The following is a 14,652-nucleotide window of genomic DNA, read 5'->3' as shown; positions in this document are numbered from 1 at the left end:
GCAGTTACCTCAAGAGCCGCTTTAGCTCCGTTCCATAAGAAGGAAACTGTGAAATCGTATTGTGGCCGGCACCGGATATGACTATAACGTCTATCAGTTGATCGCTAAATTTGGAGACTAACTGCTCGGTTCTAGCCCGCGTGATCACTCGATCCTCTTCCGCAATGAAGATATAGGTTTTAGCCGTAATATCTTTTACTCTATCTGCGGATTGGTATTTGTCTTTGAGCAACCAAGAAACGGGGAACATCCAATAGATATCTTTTACGACGTTTTCGATACTATCAAATGGCGTCACCAATATAAGCTTATCTACCTGTCTATGAGCAGCGATATATGTAGCGATACCAGATCCCAGACTTCGGCCCATCAAGGATATGGAATCATGTTTGCTTTCCACTGACTGAAAAATCTGCATGGCATCGCTATATAGTGCTTTCTCCGTAGGCATACCTGAATCATTACCGTAGCCACGGTAGGGAACCAAGTAGATGGTATAGTTTGGGGCCACTGACGTGAACAATGGAATATTGGCCTCGATACTTTCTGCGTTGCCACCATAATAGATTAGCGCCTTATCTTGACCATCATTGAGTACCCAGCCATGTCGTTGGATTCCATCAACAACGAAGCTGGTATTCATCTCTCCGTAGACATTGCTGGCTGGCTGAGGAAAATACATAAGGCGACGTTGCAAGGAGTAGATAGTCAGCGCAATAAGTAAGTAGCTCACCACCACAGTAATTAGCAAGCTTTTCATTCTTGCCTCCCACAAGGCTTACTCTTATGTCGCCAATAGACAAACCCATAAACCACTATATTTATTCCCACTGCCGCCATACCCAGAAAAACCTGAATGTCAGTACTCAATCCAACCGGATAAATTATGGGAATGACATAGTGCTCGACAAACCCTCCCGGATAGCCTTCCGCACCTGCAGAAAACCTGAGTTTGTTTTCTAGTGGTGTTAAAGGACAAATCCAGCCTTTAAAACTTATCGCAACAGCCCATAGTGCTGCAGGAATATGGATATACAGCATATAGAGACGCCATAGCACTAACACACCTCCAAACAAAGCGAAGATGATAAACAATAGATGAAGTATGACGACAAGATCGGCCAGCATTCGATAAATCATATTCTTTCACCCTTTCCCTAGGTCAAAAATAGCTTACCGAAACAATTAGTGTTACCTACATTTGTAGTACGAGTTCAGCTATCAAACCAGAGTTTTTGTAACGATATAATTCCAGCGCTGTCCGTCTCTAAACCGTGCAGAGAATTGGAAACATCGTAACTCTCAGAATCACGCCACAATGGTACAAAAACACCATTCTGGATCAACCAATCCTCACAACGATGGAGCTCATTGAGAAAGTCTTGTTCGGTATCACTCGCGAGCATCAGTTGATCAACAATAGAGAGAAACGCTTGCTGCTGATCCGCCGATAAACAAGAAGTAAACGCCGAACTAGTAAGCAACCATTTACAGTAACCAAATACATTGTTATTAGGGAAAACATACCCCCCTACAGCAAAATCAATCCATGTCTGTTTTGACTGCTCAACGCTAACCAGAACAATCTCCACACCTTGCTGTCGAAGATACTCTATTAACTGGAGTCTCGGCTCTGTCTCCCCAGTAATACATACTCGGAGTGCTCGAGTAGGCTTGCTTTGCTTGGGGTGATAGAGAAACACACCTTTGTTTTGATGGTAACCTGTTATCGAGTTGGCAATAGGAAGAAACTCATTGGCTTGTTGTCGACAAAAATCTCTCGCTTGGTGAAAGATCCATGCCTTCTCATTCATTGAAAGCACTGCTCGGTGATGTTGAAATTCAATAACATCGCACCCTGTTTGCAACGAGATCTTATCTGCTCCCATCTCTTGGGAGGCCGGACACCTATGATGGACAATATGCCCTTGAACACTATGATCAGCACCATCACTAGTCCAAAACTCTGCACGCTCAATAAACCCACCTGTTGCAAAATAATCAGTGTTTTTGACCAAAACCCAGTGATGCTCAGAACATGCTTCAAGCATATAGGGGCCTGTTCCATATGGGGTACCCAACTTTGCGCTGTCTAGATAGATTGGTGCATGGGCTTCGGAAAGTAAATGTAGGATAGACTCATGCCGTTGGGACATCTTGACCACCACCCAAAGGCCTTCGGCAACCACTTCCAATATGTGGCGATAAAGAATTTGATAGGTGTGTGGTTTGCTCACTCGGTCTTCGATACATTTCGCTACATGCTGCGCAGTCAGTTTTTCACCATTGTGAAAATAGACATCCGGTCTAATTCGTAGCCAAAGTTCATCCCCTCTAAACTCGTAGTAATGCGCTAGATGTGGTCGTATAGTCCCTGTCTCATTATCGTATCTAAGCAAAGTATCGAACATGGCCTCAATATAAAGTCGTGAGCTGGCTCTATACGCCCACAACGGATGCATAATAGGAAGAGAATAAGGAACTAGGGTTATGAGGGTGTTCAGGTTTTTTAAACTTTCCTGTGCCTGAGACAGCCAGCTTGGCAACCTATTACGAAACATCTCCTCATAACCAAAGTGATCCGCGTACCTTGCTGCCTCACTCAAATGTCCTTTGTGGCAATGCTGCTCAAGGACACTCATCATTGCTGACTCAAAGCTTTCTAGCAGGCTGATCTCTGATTTGTTGCCACGCCCTCTACCCGGCTTCCAAGAAAGCCAGCCAATATTCGCCAGTGTTTTCATTAATTTGGCAACATTACGCTCAGAGCAGCTAAGTTGCTCCGCTAGGGTCTGGACATCCGTAGCTGAGGCCTTATTTAGCGGGTAATGTCTGCTTAACTGCTGTAATCGCTGTAAGTGGATCTGAGTGATAAAAGGTGAACTTTGATTTTCTACCATATCATTATTACTTCCTGTTTATTCAACAATAATAACCAACAGAGACAGAGAAAGCAGGAGAGATTTTATGGACCCTTTAGGCTATGCACTTTACACATTGAGTGGGAAGGACTATTTAGTCAACCCTGAAATAAAACAACCAATTACTGGTGACACCCACCCTGCTCCAACACGTATTTTATGTGTTTTTTTCATCGGCATGCTCGTTGGGATGTGGCTTTAATCAGTCAGTCATAGAGGTAACACCAAGTACAAGCAATTCAATGAGATAATTGACGTTATCATATAGCTACTGACATTAATATCGTCTAAGACTCAATCAAATTTATGCTTGAAAGGCTTAACCGTTGATGTTAGTACTATTGGCTATGAAAAGAACTTATCTAGATGCAATCACCGCCACTACCACCATGAGGATACTCAGGGGGTAGTTTTTTGCGTCAATCGAAAACCTCTGAGTGAGTCATCGCCAGAGGTTTTTTTGTATCTAGGCTTTGTATTTCACTCAGACTCAACTGGAGATGAAATATGAAGACACATCGAGAAATAGCAGAGCAACTTGATTTATTCCACTCAGAGCCACAAGCACCTGGCATGATATTTTGGCACCCTAATGGATGGCGACTTTTTGAACGAATTAAAAGTCATATGAGAGCAGTTTACCGTAGAAGTGGATTCGAAGAGGTCAATACTCCTGTCTTTATGAAGCAGGAACTGTGGGAAAAATCCGGTCACATGGCTATGTTTGCTGACAACATGTTCTTTGGAGGAAGCAATGAATGTCACGACAGATACGTACTCAAGCCAATGTCTTGCCCTGCCCACATTTTGCTGTACAAGCGTGGAGTTCATAGTCATAGAGAACTACCTATCAAATTGTTTGAGTTTGGACTCGTTCATCGCAATGAATCATCAGGATCGTTAAACGATTGCTTGCGTGCACGTCAGTTTACTCAAGATGATGCCCATGTATTTTGTCAATGGGAGCAGACTGAGCATGAAGTTCGCCAATTCCTCCAGCGAGCTAGTAAAGTTTATAACAATTATGGGTATCAACAGATCGAAGTGAAAATATCGACTAAACCTAGCAAAGCATTAGGCGAGCACGAAGATTGGATTCGAGCGCAAGATGTCCTCATTGCAGCTTGTCGCAATGAAAATCTCACAGTCGAACTACAAGAAGGAGAGGGCGCATTTTATGGACCAAAAATTGAACTGTCTTTAACGGATTCAATGGGAAGAAGTTGGCAGTGTGGAACGATTCAATTCGATTTCAATCTCGCCAACAGATTCGACGTTCAATATGTCAATGCACAAGGTGAGTTTGAGGCTCCAGTGATCATGCACCAAGCAATGTATGGTTCTATCGAACGTTGGATTGGTATCTTACTGGAAACGTCTCAGGGTGACTTACCTTTATGGTTACATCCTTTACCAATAGCAATCGCATCCGTAAAGGAGTCTAGTTGTGGTTTTGCTAAAAACGTAGCTGAAAAGCTTCTAGAGAATGACATACCTGTGCTTACAGATCTCAGCCAAAGTTCAGTTGGTAGGAAGATGAAACGTTTCCACTCCAAAAAGATTCCCTTTATCGTCACTATTGGTGACAGTGAAACAGCTCAAGGTATGGTTTCTATTAAAAACCGAAAAGATCATAAAATAGACCAAGTGCCAATTGAACAACTAGTTAGCTATGTTTCAACACGACTAGAATAAGAAACGGAGATTTATTAGGTTCTCCAGGGCTGTATTTGACGTCTAGAGATTTTGCAAAATTGGGGCAACTATATTTGAATAAAGGGCTATGGAACGATCAGCGCATTTTTTCCGAAAAATGGGCCGATGCCAGTCTAATTCCTAAAGGACGTTTTTGGGAAGATAGAAATGTTCAGTATGGACATAACTGGTGGTTTTCATTGATTAAAGTTGGAGATAAACGATTGTCTATTGCGGGCATGAGAGGGTCGGATGGTCAAAACATGTCCACCATACCTGATCTTCAGCTTATTTTTCTGATCACATAAGAGTGTCCTGAATTCTGTGTAACTGTCTAGACTTAAGCCTAAAGGCTAAGGATGGACAATATGGATAAGAAAGCACTCGAAGCTTTTGCTCGTGAAGCAGCAAAGTCAATTAAAACAGAATCTGATCTTGATGACTTCCGAAAAATGTTAACCAAGGTGACCGTTGAAACGGCGTTAAACGCTGAATTCGATGAGCACCTTGGATATCAAAAACACCAATCTAGAACCAGCTCCAACTCCCGCAATGGCTACTCGGGTAAGTCAATCATCACCGATGATGGAGAGGTCGATATTGACGTCCCTCGAGATCGTGAAGCTAGTTTTGAACCTCAACTCGTCCGCAAGCACCAAACTCGATTCCAATCCATGGACGACAAGATATTGAGCCTGTACGCGAAAGGCATGACTACGCGTGAAATCGTCGCAACGTTCAAGGAAATATACGATGCTGATGTCTCGCCAACGCTGATATCGAAAGTAACCGACTCGGTGCTTGAGCAAGTGATTGAATGGCAGTCGCGACCTCTCGACGAAATTTACCCTATCGTCTATCTCGATTGCATCGTGGTTAAGGTGCGTCAAGACAAGCAAGTCATCAACAAAGCAGTCTATCTTGCATTAGGCGTGAACATGGAAGGCCAAAAAGAACTGCTCGGTATGTGGCTCTCTGAAACGGAAGGTGCCAAGTTCTGGCTTAACGTGCTGACTGAGCTTCAAAACCGTGGGATAAAAGACATCCTTATCGCTTGCGTTGACGGACTAAAAGGCTTTCCTGACGCCATCAACACTGCGTTCCCAGAGACGCAAATACAGCTCTGTATCGTCCACATGGTGCGAAACTCGGTCAAATACGTCCCTTGGAAAGACTACAAAGCGGTGACGACTGACCTGAAGAAAATCTACCAATCAGCCACAGAAGATGAGGCTCTGCTGGCTCTAGAGCAGTTCTCTGACCGATGGGATAGTAAGTATCCTCAAATCAGTCGCTCTTGGACGGCGCATTGGGACAACCTCAACACCCTATTTAACTACCCAGAGGATATTCGCCGAGCCATTTACACGACTAACGCTATTGAATCCCTCAACAGCGTTATTAGAAAAGCGATTAAGAAGCGCAAGCTCTTCCCAACGGATGAATCAGCTAGAAAGGTGATCTACCTAGCTATCCGAGATGCTTCCAAGAAGTGGACGATGTCGATTAGAAACTGGCGACAAGCTCTAAACCGCTTTATGATTATGTACGAAGACCGACTCACTGATTACATGTAACCCCGACAGTTACACAGAATTATTTACAGGGTCAGGCATAGGTTTATCTGTTAACCGATGCCTTTTTTATCAAAGCCTTCAGCGAGATAGATTACCGACCGGATTCAAGATATTTATCGACAGCCTTTTTCCATTCAAGAATATAATCATCGAAGTTGTGAGCCATTTTTTGTACATACTCATCACCTGCTTCTGAAGTACTCGTATAGTAATAAGTAACTGTGGCAAGTGACTTTTGCCCCGATAGCTGATCGACATCAACAGTGAGTAGAGTCACATCTCGTTCAGGGATAAATCTCGAATAAGCGATTTCGTTGTTTTCTGGGTCATAATCAGTTATCTGCCAGACAATAAACTGCCCGTCTAACAATGTAGAAAAAACTCTACCTCTTTTGGGTTCTTCTTTTCCACCATAAAAAGCAGGGTTAAATGGAGGCACCCAATTTTTCTCACCTATTGGAGTAAACAAATAGAATGCTTCTTCTTTTGGGAGTGGGATTTCGAAGGTCGATGTTCTTGTTTCTTCAATTCCTTTATACCCATAAGAACTCACCGTATTGTCCGAGTGACCCGAATGAGATGAATGGCTGCTTGAGGCTGCAAGGATATGAGTACTGGCCAAAGTGACTGCTGCTATAGCTGAAGTCGTAAAAAAAGTAAGGCCTTTCTTAAACATTGTGGCGTTCCTTAATGGTTGTTAATTAGATACACAAGCTTTCCTGCCAACCAGAATAAATACCTGATCACCTATTTATCTAGATTGGTGCCTGAGCTCTGATTTCAGAGGAATCGGTCTTAGAATCCATCTGAGTGAATGCCACCTTAAAGCTTTCACCTGTGGACAGGTCAAAGTGATATTTTCGTCTCTTGACCCGTCTATAAGTGAAGGCTTTATCATTCTGTTGATTTCAAACAAGAGAGGTAATCATGTCAGTAACACAACAGACCATAAACAAAGCTAAGAGCCATCCTTTGCTAGAGCACTTCTCACATTCCTTGTCTCCAGTTAATAAGGGAATTTTACTGGCCCTCATTTCAACCGCTTTGTTTGTTATAGTCGGTGTACTTGTACGGACGCTGAGTGAACGAATTGATCCTTTTCAAATCCTTTTATTCCGCCAGGTTGTATTCGTAATACTGCTGTTTCCTGTCATTGCATCTAATATCAAAGTATTGATTCGACCGAACAAAGTAGGGTTGCATTTATTGAGGGTTTCAGGAGCTTTCGTCGCTTTGTATTTTGGATTTTTAACCGTTAGCGGTTTACCTTTTGCTGACGCGACAGCTCTTGGATTTGTTCAAGTACTTTTTGTCGCGCTGGTTTCTAAAGTATTTCTATCTGAGACTATTGGTTTCAATCGAGTTTTTACGATTGTCGCAGGGTTTGTCGGAGTGATGCTTGTTGTACAGCCAACCTTTGAAGATGCCAATTTCGCCTACGTAATGTTTGGTATTGTGGCGTCGTTTGGTGCTTCAATAGCGGTAATTTGCGTGAGAAAAGTCGCTCAGACAGAACCTAAGATAACACTACTCTCTTATCAGGCTATTTTTGTAGGTCTTATTGCCTTGGTGCCTGCATTATATGCTTGGGTATGGCCAACACTCCCTGATCTTATGTTGTTGGTATTGGTTGGTTTGATTTCATCAGTAGCACAGTGGTTTGGGGTTAGCGCTTACAAATGGGCTGAAGCGAATGTTGTCGCCAACGTGGAATACGTGAAAATCATATACTCACTAGTTATCGGTTTCTTTTTGTTCTCCGAAGTACCTGACGCTTTTGCAATACTAGGCAGCTTGATCATTTTACTTAGTGCTATTATTCCAACGTTTATTAGCAAACGAATTCTGTCCAACTCTAAATTCTGAGGGTAAGTCATGCTCACTGTTACACAGCTTGCTAAAAAATTCGGCATATCTAGAACAACATTACTGTATTACGAACGTGAAGGGCTGCTATATCCTAGTTTACGTACCGCGAGTGGTTATAGACAGTATGGACAAAAAGAGATCGATAGACTGAGTAAAATTATTTCATATCGCGCGTTTGGTGTCCCCGTACAAGAAATCTCGACGCTATTGGATAACAACAGTGAGAAGGAGAGGGAACAAATTTTACGTGGGCAATTTTCATCATTAGGTGAAGAAATTCAAAGGTTAAAAAAGCAGCAAGCCGCTATTGTCGTTATGTTAAGAGCACCTTCATTAGTCAGTGAAAAACCAATAACTAAAGAGCAATGGACAGAGGTAATGAGGACATCTGGTTTAAATGAAGATGACATGCATGAGTGGCACAAGCAATTCGAATTGCTAGATCCAGAAAATCATCAAAACTTTTTGGAATCGTTAGGAATTGAGGAGGAGGAAATAAATAGGATTAGGTGCTGGTCAAAAGCGCACCAGAGTAAGTGATCTTTGTAAAGTACCAGCCTCAAATACAAAGACAGCCAAAGTTGAGTTCTTTAGTAGGAACCCTGCTGTAATAAATTCGGGCTAGGCGTCTAAGTCAGTTTTGTCCCATTCCCCCCTTAACGTAACTACTCAGAGGCAGATTGTACTGCTGAAGTCGCTGACACATTTCCGTGAAAGAGCCTTAAAGCAGCGATGATTATTTAAAGATCACTGCTAGGCTACGGCGACATTACGAGAGGCCACCTGAACATTAAGCGCTCTAAATTATTTAGTTATTTGTTGTGCCTCGAAAAAACGAATTCAGTAATACGCTAACGTGACAGTCAACCGCTGCGGCAAGACTTACATTGGAAGTAAAATGAAAAAAATGGGATTTTTGAGTCACAAAGCTAATTGGTTGGCAATAATCATTTTGGTGTTGGTCTCTTCGTATGTTTATCACACTAACCTATTGAATGAAAACACGTTTACTTGGACACAAGAAGGGACACAAAATGACTGGGCTGTAAGTTTGCCAGAGCAGGAAGGTTTCAATCCAAAACAACTAATCAAGTTACACAAGGATGTTGACCAAAACTCATCCCAAAAAGTTCAGTCAATGCTAATAGTTCGAAATGGTAATCTTGTTTACGAACAATACTACTTAAATAGGAGTTCACCAGACGGCACTCCCATGCCTGATCCGTACCCTCCAACTCCTGATACTTTTCACCACATGAAATCTGTAACAAAGACAGTTACAGCAACCCTAATTGGCCACCTACTATATCAAGAAGATATTCCTAGCATTAATGCCCCCATTTTTAACTACTATCTAGACGAAGAAATCCCAAACATTGAACTAAAGAGAAACGTTCTAATAAGGCATGCTCTGGACTTTAACAGCGGTCTGAATTGGTCGGAATGGAATGACATCAATAGCGATGCTATGAACATGTGGTTATCTAACGACCCTTATAGGTATATCTTCAACAAAGACATGCGCTATCCTCCTGGTGAAAAATATGTCTATCAAGGCGCGATGAGTGTACTTTTAGGCGGTCTGATTGAGAGGGTTACGGAAAAAGATTTGAAAACCTACACCAATGAGGCGCTGTTCTCCCCTCTTAATATTGTCAATTACCATTGGTTTCCTCATGAAATCACAGGAGATTTCTTAGGCTCTTCAGGGCTGTATTTGACGTCTAGAGATTTTGCCAAATTGGGGCAACTGTATTTGAATAAAGGGCAATGGAACGATCAGCGCATTTTTTCCGAAAAATGGGCCGATGCCAGTTTAATTCCCAAAGGACGTTTTTGGGAAGATAGAAAAATTCAGTATGGACATAACTGGTGGTTTCCATTGATAAAAATTGGAGATAAACGATTGTCTATCGCGGGCATGAGAGGGTCAGGTGGTCAAGACATGTTCATCATACCTGAGCTTCAGCTTATTTTTCTGATCACATCGGGAAATTATCAACAACAGGATGAAGACTATCCTCTAGAGCTAATAGTTAACTACGTACTACCATCTCTCGATATAACAAATGCAACGTACTATCCGTAAATATTCCGGAAACTACCAACCTATGGAGAGCTATTTAATCAAGAGGATTTGAATAGCTTTTCCGCCGGCCTTCTATAAGCGATGATACATCGCTTTGACTATTGAAATGTGACAAAACGGAATTTTAAATCCGAGTCCATTTCTCATCTTCCCTTATATATTGCTTCACGGATTTTGCCTTTATCGTATCAATCCGCTAGCCTTTGCGCCAAAGTAGTGGATAACCCCACGACAAAAATACACATCGTCAACGAGGTTAAGACATTGAGCGACCAATTGACCGTCGTCATTATTGAAGATGAATCTGCCATCGCAGAAAACCTGATTCATGTATTAGAAATGGATGGCTACCACGTAGAGTGGTTTGCTACAGCGGGAGAAGGCTTGACCTTTTTGCAGCGCAATTCAGCAGCGTTACTCGTGTTAGATGTAGGCTTACCTGATGGCAATGGTTTTGAACTGTGCAAAACCATCCGTGAGTTTTCTGATATACCTATTATCTTTCTAACCGCGAGAAGCGATGAAATTGATCGCGTGGTTGGTTTAGAGATTGGCGCGGATGATTACGTGACTAAACCATTCAGCCCTCGTGAAATGCTGGCTCGTATCAAGCTTCGAATCAAAACCAAAGCGCCGATGACAGAGCTTAAGCCAGAACTCAGTACCATTACTGAACAAGCTCAACTTAACCATAATTTGGTCGCGCAAAACTTCGATTATGGTGTCGGCGGACAAATGCTCGGGCTAACCGCGGTCGAATTCAAGATCCTCGATAAGCTGATTTCGGTTTCTTCCAATGTTTTGAGTCGAGAGCAACTCATGGTCGCCGCAGACATGGCACCAGAGGCCGCATACGAGCGCAATATCGATACCCACATTAAAGCCATTCGCCATAAACTGAAGCCGTTCGAGATGTCTGAACGAATCTGTACCAAGCGTGGCTTTGGTTACTTCTACTGCATTAAAGGTGAATGATGAATCGCTGGCCAAGGATTCCGCTTGGGTTAAGACTGTTTTTTCTCTACTTCATCTTAGTAGGAATGACAGCTTACACGGTGAGTAAAACCGTAGTTCAAGAGCTAAAGCCGACCGTGCGCCAAACCACTGAAGAAACGCTGGTGGATATGGCGAACCTGCTTGCGGTATTAGCAGAAGAAGACGTTGCTAACGGCAAATTATCTGAGAGTCGCTTTTCTAAACTGCTAGCGGCTTACGGGCAGCGAGAACCACAAGCGCGCATTTGGGAAATTGGCAAAAAGGCGATTAACCATCGAATTTACATCACAGACAAACAAGGTATTGTGATTGCGGATTCTTGGCAGCAAGATGTTGGTAAAGACTACTCACAATGGAACGATGTGTATCTCACACTGCGCGGTCAGTATGGCGCACGTAGTACTATTGAAGATCCAAAAGACCCTCTTTCAACCGTTATGCACGTTGCCGCGCCCATTTACCACAGAGGCGAAATCATTGGCAGTGTGACGGTTGCAAAATCCAATCGCTCTGTGCAACCCTTCATCGATCTTTCTAAACGCAATGTGCTGTTTTGGATGGTGTGGATGAGTGGCTTAGTACTACTTGCTGGGGGACTGTTCGCTTGGCGAATTCATACGGCACTGAACAAGCTAGAAGACTACGCGACGAAAATGGGCGAAGGCGTAAAGGTTTCTAAACCGACATTTCGTATTTTTTACGAATATGGCACGCTAAGCGACGCGTTAGAGAAAATGCGCAACCAGCTCGATGGTAAACAGTATGTCGAAGAGTACGTGCAGACGTTGACTCATGAGTTGAAAAGCCCACTGTCAGCGATTAAAGGCGCGAGCGAAATACTGCAGATGCCACTATCAGAAGAAAAGGTTGCTCGCTTTGCTGGCAACATTGAGCGGGAAAGCGATCGCATGCAGTCATTGATTGATAAGTTGTTGGAACTCGCTCGTCTTGAAAAGCGTCCCGAGCTAGAACAAGTCGAATCTATCTCGCTAAACCAAATGGTTAGTGAAGTGGTTGCATCGGCGGATGCGCGCTTGAGTGCTCAATCGGTCACTGCCAACATCGATATTGACAGACATCTCACTGTGCTCGGTGACGCCTTCTTACTCAAACAAGCCGTTTTTAACTTGATGGACAATGCGCTGGATTTTGTTCATTCAGAAGGATGTATTGAATGGGAAGCAGAAGTTACGAAAGAAAAAGTCTGCCTGTCGATTTTTAACACTGGCCCTCACATTCCGAACTACGCGATGCCCCGATTAACTGAGCGTTTCTATTCTCTCGCTCGCGAAAGTGGCGTTAAGAGCACAGGGCTCGGGCTGAATTTTGTTGAACAAGTTACCAAGCTACACAAAGGTGACTTGCGTGTAGAAAACATTGAGTCCGGCGTGAAAGTAACCCTGACATTGCCAACTCCATAGAAACTCCACATTAGCTTCATTCGTTCTCCAAATTGCTGCTTTAGATTACTGCCATCAGCAAATGGAGAATGAAAAATGAAAAAGATCCTTAATAACCAACTCGGCACGAAGTTCGCTTTCGTGCTGTTTTTGTTTGTCTTACTGCAAATCCCCCTTTCAATGGTTACAGGACTGATCTCAGAACGCTCCTATCGCCAAGATGAAGTCAGAAACGACATTGCACGCAGCAGCAGTGGCGAACAGCGAATCATTGGTCCTTTCATTATGGTCAACTACACCGAGACCAGTTACCGAGATGATAAAGTACAGATTAAAGATCGCCGTAAATTCCTCTTACCCAGCACTTTTGACATGAGCGCCAATCTGGACAGTTTTGAAAAGTATCGCGGCATTTATCGCGCGCGTTTATACAAAGCGCAAGTGGCACTGAAAGGCACTTTTGATGCTGGCGACATAGCCGAACTGAAAAATCTCGATATTGAAAACATCAGCTTGGTAGTCGGCATTGAAGACAGTCGCGGATTGATTCGTTTCGATGACATGGCACTGGCGAGCTCCGATATCGTAATAATGCCGGGAACAGGGCTAGATCAGCTACCACAGGGCTTCCACAGCGCATTGAAACTAGTCGACCTAAACACAGAACAACCTTTAGCGTTTAATCTTAACTTCATGCTGCAAGGAATGGGGCAGCTACAAGTGACACCAATTGGCAGCCAAACGACGGTTGAGCTGTCTTCTTCATGGCCACATCCTAGCTTTATCGGTGACTACTTACCAGTGTCGTCCGACGTATCTGACGACGGATTTAAAGCGCAATGGGCGAGCAACAACTTCTCTACCAATATCGCACAACTGTTCCAAAGCTGCTTATCATCCAACAACGCCTGTCATGAACTAGAACAGCGACAAATGGGCGTGGATTTGATTGACCCAGTAGACCACTATTTGAAGTCTCATCGAGCGGTAAACTACTCATTACTGGTTATCACGTTAGTGTTTGCAAGTTTCTTTTTACTTGAGCTGTTCCAAGCGCGTCCAGTTCACCCGGTGCAATACGGCTTCATTGGTTTGGCTTTGGCGCTTTTCTATCTGCTGCTGATTTCGATGAGTGAACACTTAGGTTTTAACTGGGCATACGTGGTGTCGGCGATAGCATCGACGGGGCTATTAAGCGTGTACGTGAGCGGCATGTTGAACAATTCCAAACACGGCGTGATATTCGGAGCATGCTTGCTCACTCTCTACGGATTGCTGTTTGGCTTGCTACAAGCAGAGAGTTACGCATTGGTCATGGGTACATTACTGTGCTTCGCGATTTTGAGCTTCACTATGGTCATTACACGCAACATCGACTGGTATGCTCGAAATAAGAAAGCAGATGAAAGCGCAAAGGCGAATCATGAACACGTTTAAGCAAGCTACTTATCCATGCCCGTCAAATGGCTGGTTTCGCTGGTGGTAGTGATTGCGTTTGCTGTCGAGTTGGGACAACTAGTGCAAGTGTTATTTTTTGCTTGATAATCAATCACATTGCCTTGGCTATCAATAGAAAATGTACAACATTCATCAAACAGGTTATAGAGCATTTTGCGGCTCTTTTGTACTCTGGACTTAAGTGTTGAATAATTAATTCCCATTTTTTCGGCATACTGTGTTTGAGATATGCCGTTTATCTCGATGGCCGTTAACAAATTAGCCTCTTCTTTAGGTAAGACATTGATGAATGGAACAACACACTCGGCTAGTTGCTCCAACACTTCTTGCGTAGGCTCGGGGTGCCAAAACTCGTTTACAATCATATCTATATCGCTTTCGACTCTCCGCTGTCGGTAAAAATCGATAATGGTATTATTGGCAATCTGAAACAACCAAGATTTGATCTTCTTGTTGTCACGCACTTTCGGAAGGTTTTTATAAGTCTTAATTAAAACCTCTTGGAGTAGATCCTCTACATCATCTGCGTCAGAGACATTTTTATGTAAAAAACCTCTGAGGCTACTTTGATACTCAGACCATACTTTCTCAACATTCACTACCATATACTCGTCCAAAGATTTCTTTTATTGTCTTTTAGTACTTGT

The 14,652-nt window shown here is 43.1% G+C and carries 14 protein-coding genes; 9 read left to right on the top strand and 5 right to left on the bottom strand.

From position 1 onward, the window contains the following. Nucleotides 1-4: 4 nt before the first annotated feature. The 3 genes from APB76_RS05715 to APB76_RS05705 form a co-directional block, all read right to left on the bottom strand. Complete coding sequence (locus APB76_RS05715) at nt 5-760, bottom strand: alpha/beta hydrolase (RefSeq protein ID WP_049845928.1); 756 nt, start codon at nt 758-760, stop codon at nt 5-7. Then, nucleotides 757-1,140 carry a DUF2784 domain-containing protein gene (locus APB76_RS05710; RefSeq protein ID WP_049845927.1) on the bottom strand — a complete coding sequence of 128 codons (384 nt, stop codon included), beginning with the start codon at nt 1,138-1,140 and terminating at the stop codon, nt 757-759. Before APB76_RS05710 ends, APB76_RS05715 begins: the two co-directional genes overlap by 4 nt. Nucleotides 1,141-1,214: 74 nt before the next feature. Beyond that, complete coding sequence (locus tag APB76_RS05705; RefSeq protein WP_054961170.1) at nt 1,215-2,900, bottom strand: SgrR family transcriptional regulator; 1,686 nt, start codon at nt 2,898-2,900, stop codon at nt 1,215-1,217. Between the two features lie 67 nt (nt 2,901-2,967). Here APB76_RS05705 and APB76_RS22910 point away from each other — a divergent pair, with 67 nt between their 5' ends. The 3 genes from APB76_RS22910 to APB76_RS05690 all read left to right on the top strand — a co-directional run bounded on the left by APB76_RS22910 (nt 2,968) and on the right by APB76_RS05690 (nt 6,193). Next, nucleotides 2,968-3,123, top strand: coding sequence for a hypothetical protein (locus APB76_RS22910; protein WP_157633184.1), 156 nt, complete (start codon nt 2,968-2,970; stop codon nt 3,121-3,123). Nucleotides 3,124-3,428: 305 nt separating this feature from the next. Further along, nucleotides 3,429-4,616 carry a threonine--tRNA ligase gene (thrS, locus tag APB76_RS05700; protein WP_054961171.1) on the top strand — a complete coding sequence of 396 codons (1,188 nt, stop codon included), beginning with the start codon at nt 3,429-3,431 and terminating at the stop codon, nt 4,614-4,616. Between the two features lie 368 nt (nt 4,617-4,984). Then, nucleotides 4,985-6,193: an IS256 family transposase gene (locus tag APB76_RS05690; protein WP_054961172.1), complete on the top strand. Its 1,209-nt coding sequence runs from the start codon at nt 4,985-4,987 to the stop codon at nt 6,191-6,193. Nucleotides 6,194-6,284: 91 nt separating this feature from the next. On the opposite strand, the gene APB76_RS05685 is transcribed toward APB76_RS05690, so the two are convergent. Then, nucleotides 6,285-6,869, bottom strand: coding sequence for an SRPBCC family protein (locus APB76_RS05685; protein WP_049845922.1), 585 nt, complete (start codon nt 6,867-6,869; stop codon nt 6,285-6,287). A gap of 251 nt (nt 6,870-7,120) precedes the next feature. Here APB76_RS05685 and APB76_RS05680 point away from each other — a divergent pair, with 251 nt between their 5' ends. The 6 genes from APB76_RS05680 (at nt 7,121) to creD (ending at nt 13,984) form a co-directional block, all read left to right on the top strand. Next, nucleotides 7,121-8,059 carry a DMT family transporter gene (locus APB76_RS05680; protein WP_049845921.1) on the top strand — a complete coding sequence of 313 codons (939 nt, stop codon included), beginning with the start codon at nt 7,121-7,123 and terminating at the stop codon, nt 8,057-8,059. A gap of 9 nt (nt 8,060-8,068) precedes the next feature. Beyond that, nucleotides 8,069-8,602 (top strand): MerR family transcriptional regulator, encoded by a 534-nt coding sequence (locus APB76_RS05675; RefSeq protein ID WP_049845920.1) that lies wholly within the window; start codon nt 8,069-8,071, stop codon nt 8,600-8,602. Between the two features lie 358 nt (nt 8,603-8,960). Beyond that, nucleotides 8,961-10,151 carry a serine hydrolase domain-containing protein gene (locus APB76_RS05670; protein WP_049845919.1) on the top strand — a complete coding sequence of 397 codons (1,191 nt, stop codon included), beginning with the start codon at nt 8,961-8,963 and terminating at the stop codon, nt 10,149-10,151. Between the two features lie 264 nt (nt 10,152-10,415). Continuing rightward, nucleotides 10,416-11,126 carry a response regulator gene (locus APB76_RS05665; protein WP_054961173.1) on the top strand — a complete coding sequence of 237 codons (711 nt, stop codon included), beginning with the start codon at nt 10,416-10,418 and terminating at the stop codon, nt 11,124-11,126. Then, the gene (gene creC, locus APB76_RS05660; RefSeq protein ID WP_049845917.1) at nt 11,126-12,568 is read left to right on the top strand and encodes a two-component system sensor histidine kinase CreC; all 1,443 of its coding nucleotides are present in this window, start codon (nt 11,126-11,128) and stop codon (nt 12,566-12,568) included. The genes APB76_RS05665 and creC overlap by 1 nt, the downstream gene beginning before the upstream one ends. A gap of 75 nt (nt 12,569-12,643) precedes the next feature. Next, the gene (creD, locus tag APB76_RS05655) at nt 12,644-13,984 is read left to right on the top strand and encodes a cell envelope integrity protein CreD (protein ID WP_049845916.1); all 1,341 of its coding nucleotides are present in this window, start codon (nt 12,644-12,646) and stop codon (nt 13,982-13,984) included. 5 nt (nt 13,985-13,989) lie between these two features. On the opposite strand, the gene sigZ is transcribed toward creD, so the two are convergent. Next, nucleotides 13,990-14,604, bottom strand: a complete 615-nt coding sequence (gene sigZ / locus APB76_RS05650; protein WP_082880286.1) for an RNA polymerase sigma factor SigZ — start codon at nt 14,602-14,604, stop codon at nt 13,990-13,992. Between the last annotated feature and the right edge of the window lie 48 nt (nt 14,605-14,652).

Origin of the sequence: Vibrio bivalvicida (assembly GCF_001399455.2) — a bacterium.
Lineage (GTDB): Bacteria > Pseudomonadota > Gammaproteobacteria > Enterobacterales > Vibrionaceae > Vibrio > Vibrio bivalvicida.
The sequence above is the reverse complement of the archived record's forward strand: the minus strand, read 5'-3'. Positions and strand labels throughout refer to the sequence as shown.